The sequence below is a fragment of the Oceanobacillus neutriphilus genome (genome assembly GCF_014645515.1).
In the GTDB taxonomy this organism is placed as follows: Bacteria; Bacillota; Bacilli; order Bacillales; family Amphibacillaceae; genus Oceanobacillus; species Oceanobacillus neutriphilus.
In genome coordinates this window covers 86,619-105,266 of record NZ_BMLW01000017.1, presented here as the reverse complement: position 1 = coordinate 105,266, position 18,648 = coordinate 86,619, and the positions used below count along the sequence as shown (strand labels likewise).

General features: G+C 37.8%; 20 protein-coding genes. 18 read left to right on the top strand and 2 right to left on the bottom strand.

The features are described 5' to 3' along the window. The first annotated feature begins 397 nt into the window (after positions 1-397). The 13 genes from accB to spo0A all read left to right on the top strand — a co-directional run bounded on the left by accB (position 398) and on the right by spo0A (position 12,876). Positions 398-889, top strand: a complete 492-nt coding sequence (gene accB, locus IEX29_RS23050) for an acetyl-CoA carboxylase biotin carboxyl carrier protein (protein WP_188737640.1) — start codon at positions 398-400, stop codon at positions 887-889. 13 nt (positions 890-902) lie between these two features. Next, complete coding sequence (gene accC, locus IEX29_RS23045; RefSeq protein WP_188737638.1) at positions 903-2,276, top strand: acetyl-CoA carboxylase biotin carboxylase subunit; 1,374 nt, start codon at positions 903-905, stop codon at positions 2,274-2,276. A gap of 12 nt (positions 2,277-2,288) precedes the next feature. Next, positions 2,289-2,672, top strand: a complete 384-nt coding sequence (locus tag IEX29_RS23040) for an Asp23/Gls24 family envelope stress response protein (RefSeq protein WP_188737637.1) — start codon at positions 2,289-2,291, stop codon at positions 2,670-2,672. 174 nt (positions 2,673-2,846) lie between these two features. Continuing rightward, a complete protein-coding gene (nusB, locus tag IEX29_RS23035) occupies positions 2,847-3,227 on the top strand; it encodes a transcription antitermination factor NusB (protein ID WP_188737635.1) in 381 nt (126 codons plus the stop codon). Between the two features lie 12 nt (positions 3,228-3,239). Next, the gene (gene folD, locus IEX29_RS23030) at positions 3,240-4,094 is read left to right on the top strand and encodes a bifunctional methylenetetrahydrofolate dehydrogenase/methenyltetrahydrofolate cyclohydrolase FolD (protein WP_188737659.1); all 855 of its coding nucleotides are present in this window, start codon (positions 3,240-3,242) and stop codon (positions 4,092-4,094) included. Further along, the gene (gene xseA / locus IEX29_RS23025) at positions 4,091-5,461 is read left to right on the top strand and encodes an exodeoxyribonuclease VII large subunit (protein WP_188737634.1); all 1,371 of its coding nucleotides are present in this window, start codon (positions 4,091-4,093) and stop codon (positions 5,459-5,461) included. The genes folD and xseA overlap by 4 nt, the downstream gene beginning before the upstream one ends. After that, on the top strand, positions 5,433-5,681 hold the full coding sequence (locus IEX29_RS23020; protein WP_188737632.1) for an exodeoxyribonuclease VII small subunit: 249 nt from the start codon (positions 5,433-5,435) through the stop codon (positions 5,679-5,681). The genes xseA and IEX29_RS23020 overlap by 29 nt, the downstream gene beginning before the upstream one ends. A gap of 4 nt (positions 5,682-5,685) precedes the next feature. Next, entirely contained in the window at positions 5,686-6,570 is an 885-nt protein-coding gene (locus IEX29_RS23015; RefSeq protein WP_188737630.1) for a polyprenyl synthetase family protein, read from the top strand. Between the two features lie 56 nt (positions 6,571-6,626). Beyond that, on the top strand, positions 6,627-7,433 hold the full coding sequence (locus IEX29_RS23010; RefSeq protein WP_188737628.1) for a TlyA family RNA methyltransferase: 807 nt from the start codon (positions 6,627-6,629) through the stop codon (positions 7,431-7,433). Positions 7,434-7,491: 58 nt separating this feature from the next. Next, positions 7,492-7,941 (top strand): transcriptional regulator AhrC/ArgR, encoded by a 450-nt coding sequence (gene ahrC, locus IEX29_RS23005; protein WP_077601359.1) that lies wholly within the window; start codon positions 7,492-7,494, stop codon positions 7,939-7,941. Positions 7,942-8,191: 250 nt separating this feature from the next. Further along, positions 8,192-9,886 (top strand): DNA repair protein RecN, encoded by a 1,695-nt coding sequence (gene recN / locus IEX29_RS23000; protein ID WP_188737627.1) that lies wholly within the window; start codon positions 8,192-8,194, stop codon positions 9,884-9,886. A gap of 247 nt (positions 9,887-10,133) precedes the next feature. After that, entirely contained in the window at positions 10,134-11,324 is a 1,191-nt protein-coding gene (gene spoIVB / locus IEX29_RS22995; protein WP_188737625.1) for a SpoIVB peptidase, read from the top strand. Between the two features lie 769 nt (positions 11,325-12,093). Continuing rightward, positions 12,094-12,876, top strand: coding sequence for a sporulation transcription factor Spo0A (gene spo0A, locus IEX29_RS22990; RefSeq protein WP_188737623.1), 783 nt, complete (start codon positions 12,094-12,096; stop codon positions 12,874-12,876). Positions 12,877-13,069: 193 nt separating this feature from the next. On the opposite strand, the gene IEX29_RS22985 is transcribed toward spo0A, so the two are convergent. Together IEX29_RS22985 and lexA are read right to left on the bottom strand one after the other, a co-directional pair. Then, a complete protein-coding gene (locus tag IEX29_RS22985; protein ID WP_188737621.1) occupies positions 13,070-13,333 on the bottom strand; it encodes a hypothetical protein in 264 nt (87 codons plus the stop codon). A 193-nt stretch (positions 13,334-13,526) separates the two neighbouring features. Further along, positions 13,527-14,147 (bottom strand): transcriptional repressor LexA, encoded by a 621-nt coding sequence (lexA, locus tag IEX29_RS22980; RefSeq protein WP_188737619.1) that lies wholly within the window; start codon positions 14,145-14,147, stop codon positions 13,527-13,529. Between the two features lie 475 nt (positions 14,148-14,622). On the opposite strand from lexA, the gene IEX29_RS22975 reads away from it, so the two are divergent. The 5 genes from IEX29_RS22975 to IEX29_RS22955 all read left to right on the top strand — a co-directional run bounded on the left by IEX29_RS22975 (position 14,623) and on the right by IEX29_RS22955 (position 18,568). Continuing rightward, positions 14,623-15,273, top strand: a complete 651-nt coding sequence (locus tag IEX29_RS22975; RefSeq protein ID WP_188737617.1) for a YneB family resolvase-like protein — start codon at positions 14,623-14,625, stop codon at positions 15,271-15,273. A 68-nt stretch (positions 15,274-15,341) separates the two neighbouring features. Beyond that, positions 15,342-15,575, top strand: a complete 234-nt coding sequence (locus tag IEX29_RS22970; protein WP_188737615.1) for a DUF896 domain-containing protein — start codon at positions 15,342-15,344, stop codon at positions 15,573-15,575. A 101-nt stretch (positions 15,576-15,676) separates the two neighbouring features. After that, positions 15,677-17,677, top strand: a complete 2,001-nt coding sequence (tkt, locus tag IEX29_RS22965) for a transketolase (protein ID WP_188737613.1) — start codon at positions 15,677-15,679, stop codon at positions 17,675-17,677. A gap of 157 nt (positions 17,678-17,834) precedes the next feature. Beyond that, positions 17,835-18,293 carry a sporulation inhibitor of replication protein SirA gene (gene sirA / locus IEX29_RS22960; RefSeq protein ID WP_188737611.1) on the top strand — a complete coding sequence of 153 codons (459 nt, stop codon included), beginning with the start codon at positions 17,835-17,837 and terminating at the stop codon, positions 18,291-18,293. Positions 18,294-18,340: 47 nt separating this feature from the next. Continuing rightward, on the top strand, positions 18,341-18,568 hold the full coding sequence (locus IEX29_RS22955) for a YneF family protein (RefSeq protein WP_042534680.1): 228 nt from the start codon (positions 18,341-18,343) through the stop codon (positions 18,566-18,568). Positions 18,569-18,648 lie beyond the last annotated feature (80 nt).

Genomic DNA, 18,648 nt, shown 5'->3' with positions numbered 1-18,648 from the left:
ACCAGGAGAACTTAAATAGCCTGACACCGTTAGAATACCGGTATCAGACTGTTGCATAGATTTTTGTTTTTTTACTGTCTACTTGACAGGGTGCAGTTCAGCGGTAGCCTTACATGTTACCTTCTTTCTAGATAGAGTTTATGCTATGTCAAGAGATAGATGGAAGGAATGATCAATACCTGTCTCTATGATAAGCAAGTTATTTTTTAGGTGCGAAAGTTGAGTTTTTAAAATATAGTTAAAACCAACATTTTCAGGCTATAACTGTTATAATAACAAGATAGTATTTGCGGTAGACTTGAAGTTTTTATTCATTTTATCGTAATATATTAGAAGGTAATGAAACAGCCAATATGAAATACTAAAAAAGATTTTAATTGAAGCGAGGAGTGCCAATATGTTACAAGTAGATGAGATTAGAGAAATTATAGAAATGGTCGATAAATCATCATTAACGGAATTTTCCTATGAGGCAAACGGTGCAGTGATAGCTATGAAAAAAAATACAGGTTCTGTGACTACTACCGTTCAAACACAGCCCCAAATTACAGCAGAACCTCAAGCTCCGGCAGTTCAAAAACCGCAGCCTGAAGTAAGTGCACAAACAGAAACGAAAGCAGAAGAAGCACCTCAAGCTTCAGCTGACTATGATTATGAAATTGTTTCCCCGATGGTCGGAACATTTTATGCTTCTTCTTCACCGGACAGCGATCCTTTTGTGTCAAAAGGCAGTGCAGTCAATACAGACACAGTTGTATGTATTGTAGAAGCAATGAAATTATTTAATGAAATTGAAGCTGAAACCAATGGAGAAATTGTGGAAGTTTTAGTTGAAAATGGTGAGCTTGTAGAATACGGCCAGCCATTATTTAGAGTAAAGAAGAAGTAAGGGGATGGAATAATTGATTAAAAAGCTATTAGTTGCCAATCGTGGAGAAATAGCTGTCCGGATTATCCGCGCCTGTAAGGAGATGGGCATAGAGACGGTTGCAATCTATTCTGAAGCAGACGAGGAATCGTTACATGTTGAGCTAGCCGATGAAGCGTATTGTGTCGGCCCGAAATTAAGTAAGGACAGCTATTTAAACATAACTAATATTATGAGTGTTGCATTGTCAACAGAGGCGGATGCAATACATCCGGGATATGGATTCCTGGCAGAAAATGCTGATTTTGCAGAGATTTGCAGGGAGTGCAATGTTACATTTGTCGGTCCGACGCCAGAAGCTATTCAAAAAATGGGTATCAAGGACGTTGCCAAAGAAACAATGAAATCTGCTGATGTTCCTGTTGTCCCTGGATCAGAAGGAATTGTAGATGGCATTGACCATGCAAAACAAATTGCCGAAGAAATAGGTTATCCTGTTATTATTAAAGCAACTGCCGGCGGTGGCGGTAAAGGAATTCGTGTAGCCCGTTCAGAAGAAGAATTAATCAAGGGAATGGAGCTGACACAGAAAGAAGCTGAAACAGCCTTTGGTAATCCCGGCGTCTATATTGAGAAATACATTGAAGATTTCAGACATGTGGAAATTCAGGTACTGGCTGATACACATGGAAATATCGTACATCTCGGAGAAAGAGATTGTTCTATTCAGCGCCGTCTGCAAAAGCTTGTGGAGGAATCTCCGTCACCTGCCATTAACGAAACAATCCGCAGCCGTATGGGAGCAGCTTCTGTAAAAGCGGCCGAGGCGGTAGATTATGTTGGTGCCGGCACCATTGAATATATTTTTGACAGACAATCAGAAGAATTTTACTTTATGGAAATGAATACGCGTATTCAGGTAGAGCATCCTGTAACGGAAATGGTTACTGGAGTGGATTTAATTAAAGAACAAATTCGTATTGCTGATGGCATGGAGCTGGCGTTTACCCAGGAGGACATTACTTTTGAAGGGCATGCCATTGAATGTCGTATCAATGCAGAAGATCCATATAAAAACTTTATGCCTTCAGCAGGAGAAATCGAGATGTACCTGCCGCCGGGCGGGTTGGGAGTTCGCGTTGATTCCGGCGCATATAGCGGCTATAGAATCCCGCCATATTATGACTCCATGATTGCTAAGCTTATTGTTTATGCTCCTACCAGAGCAGAAGCTGTAGAACGTATGAAGCGTGCGTTAGAAGAGTTTGTTGTTGAAGGAGTACGCACGACTATTCCATTCCAATATCAAATTATGAACCACCCTGTGTTTAAAGAAGGGGACTTCAATACGAATTTCTTAACTGAATATCCAATCATCCAGGAAAGGGAAGATGAGGATAGCAAATAAGGAGTGATGGCAATGAGTGACCAACTATTATTAGATATTCTTGAGGATGACAGCTTAGGCAGTGTACAGATTGTACCGCAAGTCCTTGAAGTTATTGCAGGAATAGCTGCAACGGAAGTAGACGGTGTAAAATCGATGCACGGTAACTTTGCAACAGGTGTTGCTGAAAAATTTGGCAAGAAATCACATGGCAAAGGGGTTCGTGTGGAATTAACAGAAAACGGCGCTATTATTGATATTTACGTAATTCTTAAGTTTGGAAAATCGATTCCGGAAGTTGCAACAAAGCTGCAGACTAATATTAAGCAAAATGTTCATACCATGACATCTATTCAGGTTGAAGAAGTAAATGTTCATGTAGCAGGTATTCAAATGGAAAATCAGGAAATTGTATAAATATACATTTGATTCACAATGGGGAACACGGGTAAAATGACCTGTGTTTCCTTTTTGTTGGCTGAGTATCTCCTATTTTAATCACAAAAGCGGGTATACTGTATCCTAGCCAAAATTAAGGGAAACGTGTTATGATTTTAACAGTAAATGAAAGAATTTAGAAGGAGCTGCGTGATGAACCGACATAAAGCCAGAGAAAAAGCATTTCAGACGCTTTTTCAATTAGACATAAATGAAGACGAGATTAGTTTAGCAATGGAGTCATTAAAGGAAGATGAACGGAAGGATGTTTTCCTGACTATGTTGATTGAAGGAGTAATTACTTATAAAGAAGCAATTGATTCAAAAATAGCAGAAAACCTGGAAAATTGGTCGCTCGAGCGCATTGCAGCGGTGGAGCGTACTATTTTAAGAATGGCAGTTTATGAATTATTATACATGGAGGACATTCCGCCAAATGTATCTATCAACGAAGCAATAGAGCTCGCACATACATTTGGAGATGAACGATCCGGTAAATTTATTAACGGTGTATTATCAAAGGTTATTTCTTAAGGAGGGGCAATGATGACTGCAGAAATATTAAATGGAAAAGAATTATCCGACCAACTGAAGATAGAGATGAAACAAGAAGTAGAAGCGTTGAAGCAAGAGGATATCCATCCGCATTTGACTGTTATTTTGGTAGGAGATAATCCTGCATCAAAATCCTATGTCAGAGGAAAAGAGAAGGCTTGTGAAATAACCGGGATAGCATCTGATTTAATTGAACTTCCTGAATCAGTATCTGAGCAGGAGCTTTTACTGGTCATTGAAAGGCAGAATAATGCTAAAGAGGTGCATGGAATTCTTGTCCAATTGCCGTTGCCTGATCATATCGATGAACAGAAGGTCATTCATGCTATTTCACCTTTAAAAGATGTCGATGGTTTCCACCCGATTAATATTGGAAAGCTTGTAAATGGAGAAGAGACTTTCTTACCCTGTACACCTTTTGGTATTTTGACAATGCTTGAATCTAAAAATATTGAAATAGAAGGTAAACGTGCAGTAATTATTGGGCGAAGTAATATTGTCGGGAAGCCGATGGGATTATTACTGTTGGAGAGAAACGCTACAGTTACGTACTGCCATTCCCGTACGAAAAACCTCCGTGAAATTGCATCTGAAGCAGATATTCTGGTCGTGGCAATGGGAAGAGAGCATGCTGTAGACGGAAGCTACGTCAAAGAAGGAGCTGTTGTTATTGATGTGGGAATTAACCGCATGGATAACGGAAAGCTGACAGGTGACGTAGAGTTTGAAAGTGCAAAGGAAAAAGCATCTTATATTACGCCTGTTCCCCGCGGTGTTGGTCCGATGACAATTACAATGCTTTTAAAAAATACCATTAAAGCAGCAAAAGGATTGTCTGAAAAGTGAAGGATAACTATCTGACGGTTACTGCCCTGACCAGATATGTGAAACGGAAGATAGATACAGATCCTCATTTACGTCAGGTTTGGCTGCGCGGGGAAATATCTAATTTTAAACACCATAGCCGCGGGCATATGTATCTGACGATTAAGGATGATAATGCCCGTATTCAGGCAGTCATGTTTTCTTCTAATAACAGCAGACTTCTATTTCGCCCGGAAAATGGGATGAGCGTGCTTATCCGTGGAGAGGTGAGCGTCTATGAATCAAGCGGGCAATATCAGCTCTATATCCGCGAAATGGAGCCGGATGGCATTGGAGCATTGTATCAGGCTTTTGAGCAGTTGAAAGAAAAATTGCAAACAGAAGGCTTATTTCTTGATGATCAGAAAAAGAAGATTCCTGCCTATCCGAATCATGTTGGTGTAATTACCTCACCGACAGGAGCTGCTGTCCGTGATATAGTGACAACGATTGAAAGAAGATCCCCCTCTGTGAAAATTACTGTTCTGCCTGTTTCTGTACAGGGACCACAGGCGGTCAGTTCTATTGTAAGAGCAATACAATATGCGAATGCCTTTTCAGAGGAGTATGATGTTTTGATCGTAGGCCGCGGCGGTGGTTCTATTGAAGAACTGTGGAGCTTTAATGAAGAAGCAGTTGCAAGAGCGATTTACGACTCAAGCATCCCGGTAATTTCTGCTGTGGGACATGAAACGGATACAACCATTGCAGATTTTGTAGCTGATTTACGCGCGCCTACACCGACAGGAGCAGCTGAATTGGCTGTCCCGTCTCAAATAGAACAGCTTGATAAAGTATCGTATTTTGTGCAGCGCTTAACACAGGTTATGCGTACGGATATACAAATGTATTCAAAGCGTTTAGAACGTTTAAGCCAGACCTATGCGTTTAAGTATCCCAAACAGCTGATTGCTCAGAAGGAACAAGAGCTGGATACGATGCTGGATACGCTTAACAGATCATTTAAAAACCGGATGGAAGAGAAGCAGGTGCGTTACACACATTTGAAAAAAAGATTGGGTACGCAGCATCCGGAGCAAGAAATAAAAGCCGCAGCTGATAATAATAATAAATTAACAGCACAGTTGAACAGATCCATGAAACAGCTGTTTACAAATTCAGAACGTGAGCTGCATACTTCGATAAATAAATTAACACTGGTTAATCCGCTCGCGATTATGGCCCGGGGCTATGGAATCAGCTATAACGAGGACGGTAATGTAATTAAATCCATTAAGGAAGTGAATCAGGGAGACCAGATAGATGTAAGGCTGAAGGATGGATATGTTCAAGCAGAAGTACAAAAGATAAAGGAGGCAGATGACAGTGGCGGAAGAAAAGAAATATGAAGAATTAACCTTTGAGCAGGCTATGGAAAAGTTAGAAAATATTGTAACAATGCTGGAAGAAGGAGATGTTCCTCTTGAAAAGGCAATCGAATATTATCATGACGGAATGAAGCTTTCTAAGCTGTGTAATGAGAAATTAACAAATGTACAGGAAAAAATGGTTCATATTTTAAACGAACAAGGAGAACTGGAACCGTTTGATGTAGAGGAGGATAAATAAGATCATGCATAAACGATTGCAAGCTTATCTAGAGTTTTACCGTGAAGAACTTCAAAAAGCTTATACAAGCTGCTTTGATAAGCTTGAGATACCTGCTAATTTAAAACAGTCTATGCTTTATTCCTTAGATGCTGGCGGGAAAAGGCTGCGTCCAATTTTATTATTTGCAAGTTATGAAGTATACGGTCAGAATGTTCAAAAAGCGATGTCATCAGCGATTGCGCTTGAAATGATACATACCTATTCACTTATTCATGATGATTTGCCGGCAATGGATAATGATAATTACCGGCGCGGTATGTTAACGAATCATAAAAAGTTTGATGAAGCCACAGCTATCCTTGCCGGCGACGCATTGTTAACCTATAGCTTTGAATTGATTTTAAGTGATTCTTTGCTTACTTCAGAAGAGAAAGTTGTCCTTGCCAAAGAATTAGCTGCCTGCAGCGGACCTAAAGGAATGGTCGGTGGACAAATTCTTGATATGGAAGCGGAGAAGCAATCTGTTTCGTTAGAGGCCATGGAAGAAATTCATGCGTTAAAAACGGGTGAACTCATTCGTTTTGCCATTTTTGCAGGAGCATATTTAGCAAACGCTACTGATGAGCAGTTACACTATCTGAAGCAATATGCTTATTATCTGGGACTGATTTTTCAGGTTCAGGATGATATTCTTGATGTTTCCGGTGAAGAAGAAAAGCTGGGTAAACCGGTTGGCAGTGATGAATTAAATGAAAAAAGCACGTATCCTAAATTATTAGGTCTTGATGGTGCTATGGAACAAAAAGAAAAATATGTCCAAAAAGCTTATGAAAGCTTGAGGTCAGCAGGCGCAGAAGATTCTCTTTTGAAAGCATTGACAGATTATTTTAGTCAAAGAGATCATTAAAAAAGAAAATTTAAAAAGCCCAATAAAAATGATTTATTCGGAAAAGGAAAAGGTCTATGAAAAAAAAGAAAAGAATTGATGAGCTATTGGTGGAACGGGAACTGGCAGAAGATGTTGAAAGAGCGAAACGTGCTGTAATGGCAGGATTAGTCTACTCCGGAGCAGAACGTATTGATAAACCAGGAAGTCTGATTCCGGTTGAAACACCGCTTCGAATCAAAGACAAACGCTTAAAATACGTAGGACGTGGCGGGTATAAGCTTGAAAAGGCACTTCAATCATTTTCCGTAGATGTTTCAGATAAAATATTTATGGATATTGGTTCTTCAACAGGAGGTTTTACGGATTGTGCATTGAAAAATGGTGCAAAAAAATGCTATGCCATTGATGTCGGCTATAATCAATTGGATTGGAAGCTTCGAAATGACCCCCGTGTTATCGAGATGGAACGGACAAATTTCAGACATGTTACACCAGATATGTTAACGTCCGGTTTTCCGGAAGTAGCTTCTATTGATGTATCTTTTATTTCTTTAAAGCATATTTTCCCGGTCCTGGCGACATTATTAAACGAAAAAAATGATATTATTGCCTTGATAAAACCACAATTTGAAGCTTTTAAAGATCAGGTTGGCGAAAAAGGAATTGTCAGGGATCCTTCCATTCATTTAGAGGTTTTGGAAAAAACAGTAAGATATGCTGCTGATGTATCTTTTACTTTAGTGGACTTAACATATTCACCTATTAAAGGAACAGAAGGAAATATTGAATTTTTGGCACATTTTAGATGGAAGAACAAAGAAACACCAAAAGAAATTGGGTTAGAAAATGTTGTTAAGGATGCGCAACAGGCACTTGTATAATAAATCTCAGATAAGCTTTACTAAAAGAGGATGTACTAAAAGGAGGAGGGATTTATACTTGAGTAAAATACAACGTCACATTAAAATTCGGGAATTGATTACTGAAAATATTATTGAAACACAGGACGAGCTTGTTGATGCATTGAAAAATCTCGGCTATAACGTAACGCAGGCAACAATATCACGCGATATTAAAGAGCTGCAGCTGGTCAAGGTTCCGACAAATACTGGCCAGTATAAATATAGCCTGCCGGCAGATCAGCGTTTTAATCCACTGCAAAAACTGCAGCGGTTAATCGTAGATACATTTGTTAAAATAGAGAATGCAAGCCATTTTATTATTCTAAAAACACTTCCCGGAAATGCCCATGCAGTCGGTGTTTTAATTGATAATCTGGATTGGGAAGAAATTATGGGAACAATCTGCGGAGATGATACTTGCTTAATTATTTGCCGGACGCCGGAGCATGCGGAGGAAATTAAAAATCGGTTAATCGGGATGCTTTAAAAGGGTGTTCAAAAAGCCCAACAAAAATGACACTTCGTGGAGAAGGAGCTTCTACTAAGAGCGCCCACGTCGTGTGGGCAACGTAGAAGTCATCGCATCCTGCGAAAGTGCGTTGGCTTACTTTTCCGGTACTCACGTATCTTAAAGCATACGCTGCGTTCCTCAAAGATGTGCCGCCTTGAACTTCTTGGTCCTTTTCATCGTACTTTTTGAACACACACTTTAAAATTGTTTAGTTGGGGTGAGGAGCATGTTAACAGAATTATCTATAAAAAACTTTGCGATTATTGAAGAATTATCCTTAAGCTTTCAGGAAGGGCTTACTGTATTGACTGGGGAAACAGGTGCGGGGAAATCAATTATTATTGATGCTATTCAGTTATTAGCAGGAGCACGGGGATCCGTGGACTTTGTCAGACATAGATCGAATAAAGCGGAGATAGAAGGATTATTTTTTATTGATCATAAAAAGCATCCTATTTATCAGGTTGGTAGAGCGTACGGAATTGAAATAAGTGATGAACAAATTGTGCTCCAACGGACGATTACTGCCTCAGGAAAAAGCATCTGTCGTGTAAACAGTAAATTAGTGACATTAGCCATCCTCAGAGAATTTGGAAAGACACTGATTGATATCCATAGCCAGCATGAAACGCAATCGTTGATGGATAATGAGCAGCACATTGACTTTTTAGATCTTTATCTTGGAGATGCAATGAAAGAAGCGAAAAAGGATTATCAGGATATTTATTACCGTCTGGAAAATCTGAAAAAGAAGTACCGCAATTTGAATGACAATGAACAGGAGATGGCACAGCGTCTGGATCTGCTTCAATTTCAGCAGCAGGAATTAACAGAAGCACAGCTCGTTCCTCAAGAAGATACGGAACTGGAAGAAGAACGTAACCAGCTTGCTAATTATGAAAAAATACACAAATCACTTTCTGATGCTTATTTTTCTTTATATGGCGAGCAGCACGGATTAGATTTAATCAGTCAGGCGCAATTATCTTTACAGGATGGTGCGGATTTAGATCCTTTTATTGCCGGAAAATTAGATAGTATGTCTAACCATTATTATATGCTGGAAGAGATCACTTTTGATATTCGTAACTATCTCGATCAGCTCCAGTACAATCCAGAGCGGCTCAATGAGATTGAACAGAGGATGGATGAACTGAACAGACTAAAACGTAAATATGGTCCGACAGTGGAAGAAATGTTAGATTATTTAGGACGTGTTGAAGAAGAAATTGAGCAGATTACAAACAGGGAATCACATTTAAATACACTTGTGACAGAAATTGAAGAGCTTGAAAAAGATGCTTTGTTGGAAGCGGACCAGCTCCATCATTTACGAAAACAGGCAGCTGAACAGTTAACGCATGATATTCACATGGAGTTAAAGGATCTCTATTTAGAAAAAACAACCTTCTCCATTGATTTTGAAGATTCTGCGCAGCGAAAGCTGAAATCAAACGGATATGATAAAATATTGTTCCGAATTTCAACGAATGTCGGAGAACCATTAAAGGATCTGACAAAAATTGCTTCAGGTGGAGAGTTATCCAGGATTATGCTTGCTTTAAAGAAAATCTTCTCAAAGCATCAGGGAATCACGAGTGTTATTTTTGATGAAGTGGATACAGGTGTCAGCGGAAGAGTTGCGCAGGCAATCGCCGAAAAAATTCATGAAATTTCCCTTGAATCACAGGTTTTATGTATTACACATCTTCCGCAGGTTGCTGCGATGGCAGATACACATAAGTTTATCCAGAAAAAAGAAAAGTCTAACCGCACATTTACTTCTGTTATTGAATTAAATGACAAAGAGCTTATTGAGGAATTAAGTCGTATGATTACAGGAACAAAATTAACAGATACGGCAAAAGAACATGCGAAGGAAATGTTAGTATTGGCAGGGAGTTTTAAAAAATCAAATTAAAGGGATAAAAACGAAAAAAAACCGGACAATAAACGTACCGGTTTTTTCTTTTTCCTGTACTTACAAATTTCGTTAATAACATGTCCTTTTGCATCTTTAGAACAACAACACTATACATAAGTTTATCTATATTTTTATAGGAAAAGATACACATATCACATAGGTTGTTCCAGTTTAAACTGCCCTCCAATTGCAAAAAGTATATGTACAGAAAGATAATATTTTTTGTATGAGGAGGAGACGATTTATGAGTAAGCCAAACAAGAGCAATTTAAAATATAAAACATGCTCGCTGTTATCACTTTTTTTTACGTTGTTTTTTCTTTTTCCTTCCTTTATCCACGCAGATACATCCCTACAAGGATATAAAGAAGTTTTCCATGACTCCCCAATCATTCCCTTTTTAAATAAGGAGGAGAGCTCAAAAGAGGACAATAAAGAGCAGTATCAGCGCCTGGAAGATGTGAAAGTTGTGCCCGGGGGACAATCCATTGGGGTTCAGCTGGAGACAAAAGGAGTTCTGGTTGTTGGCCATCATCAGGTAAAAGTATCAGAAGGGGCAAAATCTCCGGGAGAGGCTGCTAAAATAAATGTTGGTGACACAATTGTTGAAATAAACGGCCAAAAAATTAACCATATGACAGATATCAAACCGATTGTAGATAATAGCGGCAAAGAGAAAAAAAAGCTGCAAATCAAGCTGAAACGTGGAGATAAATTTATTGAAACCAGTTTACAGCCGATTTTTGATAAGAAAGAAAAAGCTTATAAAATCGGGTTGTATATTAGAGATACTGCTGCAGGGATCGGCACCATGACGTTTTATGACCCTAAAACAGGGCGGTATGGTGCTTTAGGGCATGTTATCTCAGATATGGATACAAAGAAGCCGATTGATATTAAACAGGGATCCATTATTCATTCTTCTGTAACAGCCATTGAAAAGGGAGATAATGGTTTACCGGGAGAAAAACAAGCCTCCTTTCAAACACAAGAAAAAAGAATTGGTAATATAACAAAAAATACGGATTTCGGCATATTTGGGATATTAGAGAAGGAAGTAAATCATGAAAAATACGAGGAAGCATTTCCTGTAGCTCTATCCCATGAAGTCAAAGAAGGTCCTGCAAAAATTCTTACAGTAGTTGATGGAGAAAAAATTGAAGAATTTGATATTGAAATTATCAGCAGTGTTCCTCAAAAGTCCGCATCAACAAAAGGAATGGTTATTCAAATCACCGATCCCCGATTATTAGAGTTAACGGGCGGGATTGTTCAGGGGATGAGTGGCAGTCCAATTATTCAAAATGGCAAAATTATTGGTGCAGTAACACATGTATTCGTTAATGACCCAACCTCAGGTTATGGCGTTCATATCGAGTGGATGCTTGAGGATGCCGGCATTATCAAGCCCGAATCCAATCAGAATGCAGCTTAAAAAATACTTGTAATGGTGATTGCCATTACAAGTATTTTTTTGATTAGTATTATAAGAACTCAACCTTCACACCAGAGAACAAGCATTTATACCTTCCTATTCCAGGATGAACATGTTCTTCATTTTCCTGCTTGCGTGTTGTTAAATCATCTTTTTATTGATTGAAATGCAGATTGTGTATAGCTCCGCTCCGACCAACCACTACGCTTTCTATGGGGACGGCTTCAGCTAACTTGAAAAGAAAACCGCTTTTCAAGTGGATCTTCAGCTCGCCCTGCGATGCACAGGACGTGCAAGTGCAGGCGTTGTGACAGGAGTCACGGGTTTAGCCTGCGAACCACTTAGGAGTCTTCGTGGTTGGTCTGCTCAGTTAGGCTTCTACAGTGAATGAAAGAAATCACATCCTGATAGAGCTGGATGAAATAATCGCTTTTTTACTTTGTCAAGAGATAGATGGAAGGGAAAATCAATACCTATCACTACGATAAGCAAGTTATTTTTTCAGGTGCGAAAGTTGAGTTAGTATGATAAAGATTAAAGCTGCTTATAGTGATTGGGTGCAGGTGTTTTATATCCAATCACTATCTGATATAATGAAAACGAATACAAATAGCTTGAAAAACATGTCGAAAGTTGGTGAAAAACAAAGAAAAACAGAGAATACTTAAGAAAATCGAAATAAATCAAAAGTTTTTTGATTTTAAAGAGGATATTTATATTTTTTGTAGAATATGTAATAGGTGCATAAAAAGCAAAGGGAGGATTTTTAGTGAGTAAAATATCTGTATGTTTTGTTGATGATAATCGTGAGTTAATTCAATTAATGGAGGACTTTTTTGGGGAGCAGGACGAAATTGAAATCGTTGGAACAGCATTAAATGGCAGGGATTGCATCCCGCTGATTGAAGAGAAGAATCCAGATGTATTGGTATTAGATATAATTATGCCTCATATGGACGGGATTGCCGTATTAAATGAAATTAAAAAAATGGATTTAAATAAAAAACCACATATTATTATGCTGACAGCTTTTGGTCAGGAAGAGGTAATGAAGAAAGCTGTAGATTTAGGAGCTTCTTATTTTATTCTGAAGCCATTTGACATACAGAATCTGGCTGATCAAATTCTGCAGGTTCAGGGCAGCAGTATTCCAAGAGTATCGAATGTCAATAAAACAAATACAGAAAACAGGAAAAAACAAGATCTGGAAGCAAATATAACAAATATTATTCATGAAATTGGTGTACCTGCACATATTAAAGGATATATGTACTTAAGAGAGGCAATTACGATGGTTTATAATGATATTGAACTTTTAGGATCTATTACAAAAGTGCTTTACCCTGATATTGCTAAAAAATTTAATACAACTGCTTCACGTGTAGAAAGAGCTATCCGTCATGCGATAGAAGTTGCCTGGAGCAGAGGAAATATTGATTCCATTTCGGCTTTATTTGGTTATACCATCAATATTTCAAAAGCGAAGCCGACAAACTCAGAATTCATCGCAATGGTTGCTGACCGATTAAGATTGGAACATAAAGTGAGTTAATATTCCTGTGACGGGTATGAAGCAGCCGACATAATTTTATACGGGTCCTTTGGTTTTAGATAGTAAATATAAAAAATGGAATCAACTGACTTGTTTATATTTCAAAAAGTCGGTATATTACTTATTTTTTGATTAGCGTAAGAAATGGTAAGCATCGGATTTCTAAGAAAGATTGAATGAAATGCTTGTCGATTTAACCAATTATAAAAACAGTAACCTGGTACCATAAGGCAAGAGCAACAAGCAAAAGAGCAGAAATGATTTTTATTAAATTAGTTTTGGAAAAATAGTTCCTGCCTGGATAAACTTCTAAAAAAGTGACAATGATTAAAAGAGTTGATAAAAATGGCAGCGTTAAATAGTCAGCAACTTTCGTTAAATAGATAATTCCCAGAATAAAGCTGATAATAATAATTGGAATATAAAGCCAACGTTTCTTTTTTATCGTTTCAGTCAATTTTATACACTCCTTGAACTTGTACTTTATATAAAGCATATTAGACTTGGACTAATTTTATGTTAGAAAAAAGGTTAACGGATACAGTTAAAACTGTGTCCGTTAACCTTTTTTTGGAAATAACATCGCTAATAAATCTAGAAGGCAGGATGTTCTGTTCTCAGCTTGTATAAGTATACTGCTTTTTTTATTTTTAGTGGATATTACGGTATAATCCAATAACCTTACCCAGGATAGAAACATTTTCATAATAAAGTGGTTCCATGGTTGCGTTTTCCGGCTGCAGTCGAAAACGGTTTTTTTCTTTAAAAAATCGTTTAACAGTAGCCTCATTTTCCTCGGTCATTGCTACTACTATATCACCATTATCAGCGGAACTCTGCTGTTTGACAATAACCATATCATTGTCTAAAATACCTGCTTCGATCATACTTTCTCCATCAATTACAAGTACAAACAGGTTATCCTCCGGACCAGCTGAGGAGCTCGGAACAGGAATAAATTCTTCAATATTTTCAATTGCTGTAATAGGAATACCTGCTGTAACTTTTCCGATTACAGGTACATAAATGGCTTTGTCTCTGGGTGCTTCGTTTTCATTCTCATACATAATCTCAATGGCACGGGGCTTCGTCGGATCTCTCCGTATATATCCTTTGTTTTCGAGTCTTTCTAAGTGCCCATGAACAGTAGAGCTTGAAGCTAACCCGACAGCAACAGCGATTTCGCGAACGGAAGGCGGATAGCCTTTTTGTTCTACTTGTTCTTTAATAAAGTCAAAAATCATCTGCTGTCTTTTTGATAGTTTTGTCATGACTTTCTCCCCTCTAGCATAGGTATTTGTTATTCACAGTATAGCACTTAAATAATAATTTTACAAACAAATGTTCTAAAAAGTGTTGACAAGAACAGCTGTTCTAAATATACTGAGATCAGAACAACTGTTCCGGGACCTTATAAAATACTGAAGGGGAGTTTTTTATATGTTTGAAAAACTAATAAAATCAGATGCGTTTTATATTGTGGCTTTTATTATCGCTTTATTATTTTTATATACAATGATGGTTACTACTGCTTAATTTTTAGTCCATACGGCTTATTTCCTTGCATGTTTTACAGAGAGTAAATAAAATTTGCAGTGTTGGTAAAATAAATTATTTTAAGTGCGTGTTCTTAAAAGTATGAAGAAATTAGCTGTTTCATTTTTATTAGACTTATGAACGTACTCTTTAAGGTGCATTTTACTTTATAGATGAAAAAAGAGTGATTTTCTATTGGAGGATAAAACATTGAGAACAATAATTTATTGTCGGGTAAGTACAGAGAAAGAAACACAGGAAACCTCACTTCAACGACAATATGAAGAGTTAACCCTACTGGCTGGGAAATTAAATTTTACTGTTGTGGATTGCATTGAAGAAAAGGCCAGTGGATATGACATAGATAGAGATGGTATTTTTAAGCTTCTTGATTATTTTTCACATCAAGAAGCTGATTGTCTTTGTATTCAAGATGAAACAAGGTTAGGAAGAGGAAATACAAAAATAGCTTTATTTCATCAGCTTCGGAAAATGGGTATCCCTATTTATACAATTACACATGAGGGAAGACTGGAGATGAATGAAGCTGACTCTATGGTGCTAAATATTGTCGGTATAGTGGAAGAATATCAGCGTAAACTACATAATATGAAGATAAGACGGGGAATGCGGCGTGCTGTATCAAATGGATATAATCCTCAAAAAAATTTAAATCATATCAATCAGTCTCCGGGAAGAGAGCGGACTGAAATCCCGATTGAAGAAATTGTCCGGCTTCGTCAGAATAAATTAACGTTTCAAGAGATTACAACGGTTTTAAACGGGCTGGGCTTTGAGGCATCAAAAGCAACGATTCACCGGCGGTATCAGGAGTATATCAATTCCTTGAATGAAAATTAATCGTAGCGTAAGATAGAATAACAGGAAGTTTATCTCCTGTTTTTTTAGTAGAAGGAGGGACAAGTTATATGTTGTCTAAAAATAAACTGGATAGAATTAATATTTTAGCCAATAAAGCAAAGAATGAAGGATTAACAGAAGAAGAAAAAAATGAGCAGCAGCTATTGCGAAAAGAGTATCTAGCAAATGTACGGGGTTCTTTTAAAAATCATTTGAAAGGGATGACAGTAGTTGACCCGGAAGGTAATGATGTTACTCCACAAAAGCTCCGTGATTATCAGGAACGCAGTAAAAAACATTAATTCTTCACAATCTTGATACTGACTTAGCTTGTATAGTGTAGGATTTCATTATAAAATAGAGATAGAAATAGAATATGTTTTGAAGTGGAAGGAGAAAAATAATGACACAACAAATTGAAGAGCTATCCATTAATACGATTCGTACGTTATCCATTGATGCGATTGAAAAAGCAAACTCCGGACATCCTGGTTTACCAATGGGGGCAGCGCCTATGGCTTATACCCTCTGGACAGATTTTATGAATCATAACCCGAAAAATTCAAAATGGTTCAATCGTGACCGTTTTGTTTTGTCTGCCGGTCATGGATCTATGCTGCTTTACAGTCTATTGCACTTATCCGGCTATAAAGTATCTATCGATGATCTAAAAGAATTCCGTCAATGGGATTCTAAAACTCCAGGACATCCGGAAGTACATCATACTGACGGTGTGGAAGCAACAACCGGCCCGTTAGGCCAGGGAATTGCTATGTCAGTTGGAATGGCAATGGCTGAGGCACATCTTAGTGCTACTTATAATAAAGAAGCGTATAATGTGGTAGACCATTATACATATGCGATTGTCAGTGACGGAGATTTAATGGAAGGAATTTCTCATGAAGCAGCATCGTTAGCCGGTCATCTTGGCTTAGGTAAACTGATTGCTCTCTATGATTCAAATGATATTTCATTAGACGGCGATTTGGATCGTGCATTCTCTGACAACACGGAACAGCGCTTTAAAGCATATGGCTGGCAAGTACTTCGCGTGGAAGACGGAAATGATGTTGATGCCATTCGCCAGGCGATTAAAGAAGCACAGCAAAATCAAGACCAGCCGACATTAATTGAAGTGAAAACAATTATCGGCTATGGCTCTCCGAATAAGTCTGCTTCCAGTGCTTCACATGGATCTCCACTCGGAGCAGATGAAGTGAAGTTAACAAAAGAATATTATAAATGGAACCATGAGGATTTTTATGTATCTGATGAAGTATATGCAGACTTCAAAGAGAAGATTGTTGCCGACGGTTCAGAAAAAGAATCTGCATGGAATGAACTTGTTGCCGCTTATAAAGAAGCATATCCAGAATTAGGTGAGAAATTTGACCTTGCATTGAAAGGTGAGCTTCCTGAAAACTGGCATGAAAGTCTTCCGGTATATGAAGAAGGATCAAAACTTGCTACACGTGCCTCTTCAGGAGAAGTATTAAATGCAGTGGCAAAAACTGTTCCAAACTTCTTTGGCGGAAGTGCGGACCTTGCAGGATCAAATAAAACGACAATTAACGATGAAAATGATTTTACAAAAGCAGATTATGCCGGACGTAATGTTTGGTTTGGTGTACGTGAACACGCAATGGGTGCTGCATTAAACGGTATGGCTCTTCATGGAGGACTTCATGTGTTTGGCGGAACATTCTTTGTGTTCAGCGATTATTTACGTCCATCTATTCGCCTTGCATCTATTATGAATTTACCTGTAACATATGTATTTACACATGATTCTATTGCAGTTGGTGAGGACGGTCCAACGCATGAACCTGTGGAGCATTTAGCTGCTTTACGTGCGATGCCTCATCTATCTTTAATTCGTCCGGCTGATGGAAACGAGGTACAGGCAGCATGGAGACTGGCTCTGGAATCAACAGATCAGCCTACAGCTCTTGTGTTGACCCGTCAAAATCTTCCTACATTAGCTAATACAGCAGAATTAGCCTATGAAGGGGTTAAAAAAGGTGCTTATATAGTAAGTAAATCTGAAAAAGAAACACCAGATGCGCTTCTTTTAGCTACAGGTTCTGAAGTTCAATTAGCAGTTGCAGCTCAAGAAGCTCTGAAAGAAAAGGGTGTTGATGTTCAGGTTGTAAGTATGCCTTCATGGGATCGTTTCGAAGCACAGGATGAAGCATATAAAAATGAAGTACTTCCTAAAGAAGTAACAGCCAGAGTCGGTCTTGAAATGGCTGCGTCATTTGGCTGGGACCGTTATGTCGGCTTTGAAGGAAAGACCCTTACAATTGATCGATTCGGTGCTTCTGCAAATGGTGATCTATTAATTGAGAAATTTGGCTTTACAGTAGATAATGTTGTTAAATTGGTTGAAGAAGTTACAAAATAAGGAAAGCTTATATACTTTATATCAATGAAGAGAGAGGTGAAAGTGCCTCTCTCTTTTATTATTCTAGTTTCGACAAAAGAAGTTGTTCTTTGCGCACTATTTTGACAACTTTCGGAAATAGATTCCTCTATAATAATAGTCAAAGGAGGAATGCGTGATGAATGAATATGCAATTTATTGGATAGAAGAGAGTGTAGCAAAAAATTATTTTCATAAAAGTGATTTATTACATCGATTCTTTTTAGAATGTGCTGAAAAACAGGATGAGATTATAATTAGAAAGCAATTTCGATTCATAACCAGAAAAATCCATTTTTATAAGTTTGCTATGCATTTAAAGACGTTTTCTTCACCTGATATCATGATAAAACGGATCGGGAATAGAGTGATCGTAAAAAAAGGAGAAGAAACACTTTGTCTATATATCGAGAATGGGCAGTTAATTTTAAAATGTAATCATTTAGTTTCTGCAGTATCAGTGCTGTTCCCTATTTTAGAAGATATTCATCCTTATTTTTTTGTGCAGGGGAAGGATACACCTCAGTATGGATGGATTTCTCCAAAGCCGGTAAAAGCACAGGATGATGAAAGTCAAGTGTTGTATAATTTCCTTTAATCTAATATACTGTATTAGAGACAACACGAAGGAGGAAATTTTGTAACATGAGTACGATATGGGTAGTATTAATCGCAATTGCAGCTTTAATTGCTGGTGTTGCTCTTGGATTTTTCATTGCTAGAAAATATATGATGAACTACTTGAAAAAGAATCCGCCAATCAATGAGCAAATGCTTCGTACATTGATGATGCAAATGGGTCAAAAGCCATCACAGAAGAAAATTAATCAGATGATGCGGGCGATGAATAATCAAAATCAGTCTGGGAAATAATTTATAATTATTTTATGGACAAGCACTAAAACCACTTTTTAGAAGGTGGTTTTTCTTGTTGGCAAAGAAGTATCATATAC

Excerpts from the sequence above, each read along its gene's own strand:
- accB (WP_188737640.1), top strand. The coding sequence starts at position 398 with ATGTTACAAGTAGATGAGATTAGAGAAATTATAGAAATGGTCGATAAA.
- IEX29_RS23040 (WP_188737637.1), top strand. The coding sequence starts at position 2,289 with ATGAGTGACCAACTATTATTAGATATTCTTGAGGATGACAGCTTAGGC.
- nusB (WP_188737635.1), top strand. The coding sequence starts at position 2,847 with ATGAACCGACATAAAGCCAGAGAAAAAGCATTTCAGACGCTTTTTCAA.
- folD (WP_188737659.1), top strand. The coding sequence starts at position 3,240 with ATGACTGCAGAAATATTAAATGGAAAAGAATTATCCGACCAACTGAAG.
- IEX29_RS23020 (WP_188737632.1), top strand. The coding sequence starts at position 5,433 with ATGACAGTGGCGGAAGAAAAGAAATATGAAGAATTAACCTTTGAGCAG.
- IEX29_RS23015 (WP_188737630.1), top strand. The coding sequence starts at position 5,686 with ATGCATAAACGATTGCAAGCTTATCTAGAGTTTTACCGTGAAGAACTT.
- IEX29_RS23010 (WP_188737628.1), top strand. The coding sequence starts at position 6,627 with ATGAAAAAAAAGAAAAGAATTGATGAGCTATTGGTGGAACGGGAACTG.
- recN (WP_188737627.1), top strand. The coding sequence starts at position 8,192 with ATGTTAACAGAATTATCTATAAAAAACTTTGCGATTATTGAAGAATTA.
- spoIVB (WP_188737625.1), top strand. The coding sequence starts at position 10,134 with ATGAGTAAGCCAAACAAGAGCAATTTAAAATATAAAACATGCTCGCTG.
- lexA (WP_188737619.1), bottom strand. The coding sequence starts at position 14,147 with ATGACAAAACTATCAAAAAGACAGCAGATGATTTTTGACTTTATTAAA.
- IEX29_RS22970 (WP_188737615.1), top strand. The coding sequence starts at position 15,342 with ATGTTGTCTAAAAATAAACTGGATAGAATTAATATTTTAGCCAATAAA.
- tkt (WP_188737613.1), top strand. The coding sequence starts at position 15,677 with ATGACACAACAAATTGAAGAGCTATCCATTAATACGATTCGTACGTTA.
- sirA (WP_188737611.1), top strand. The coding sequence starts at position 17,835 with ATGAATGAATATGCAATTTATTGGATAGAAGAGAGTGTAGCAAAAAAT.
- IEX29_RS22955 (WP_042534680.1), top strand. The coding sequence starts at position 18,341 with ATGAGTACGATATGGGTAGTATTAATCGCAATTGCAGCTTTAATTGCT.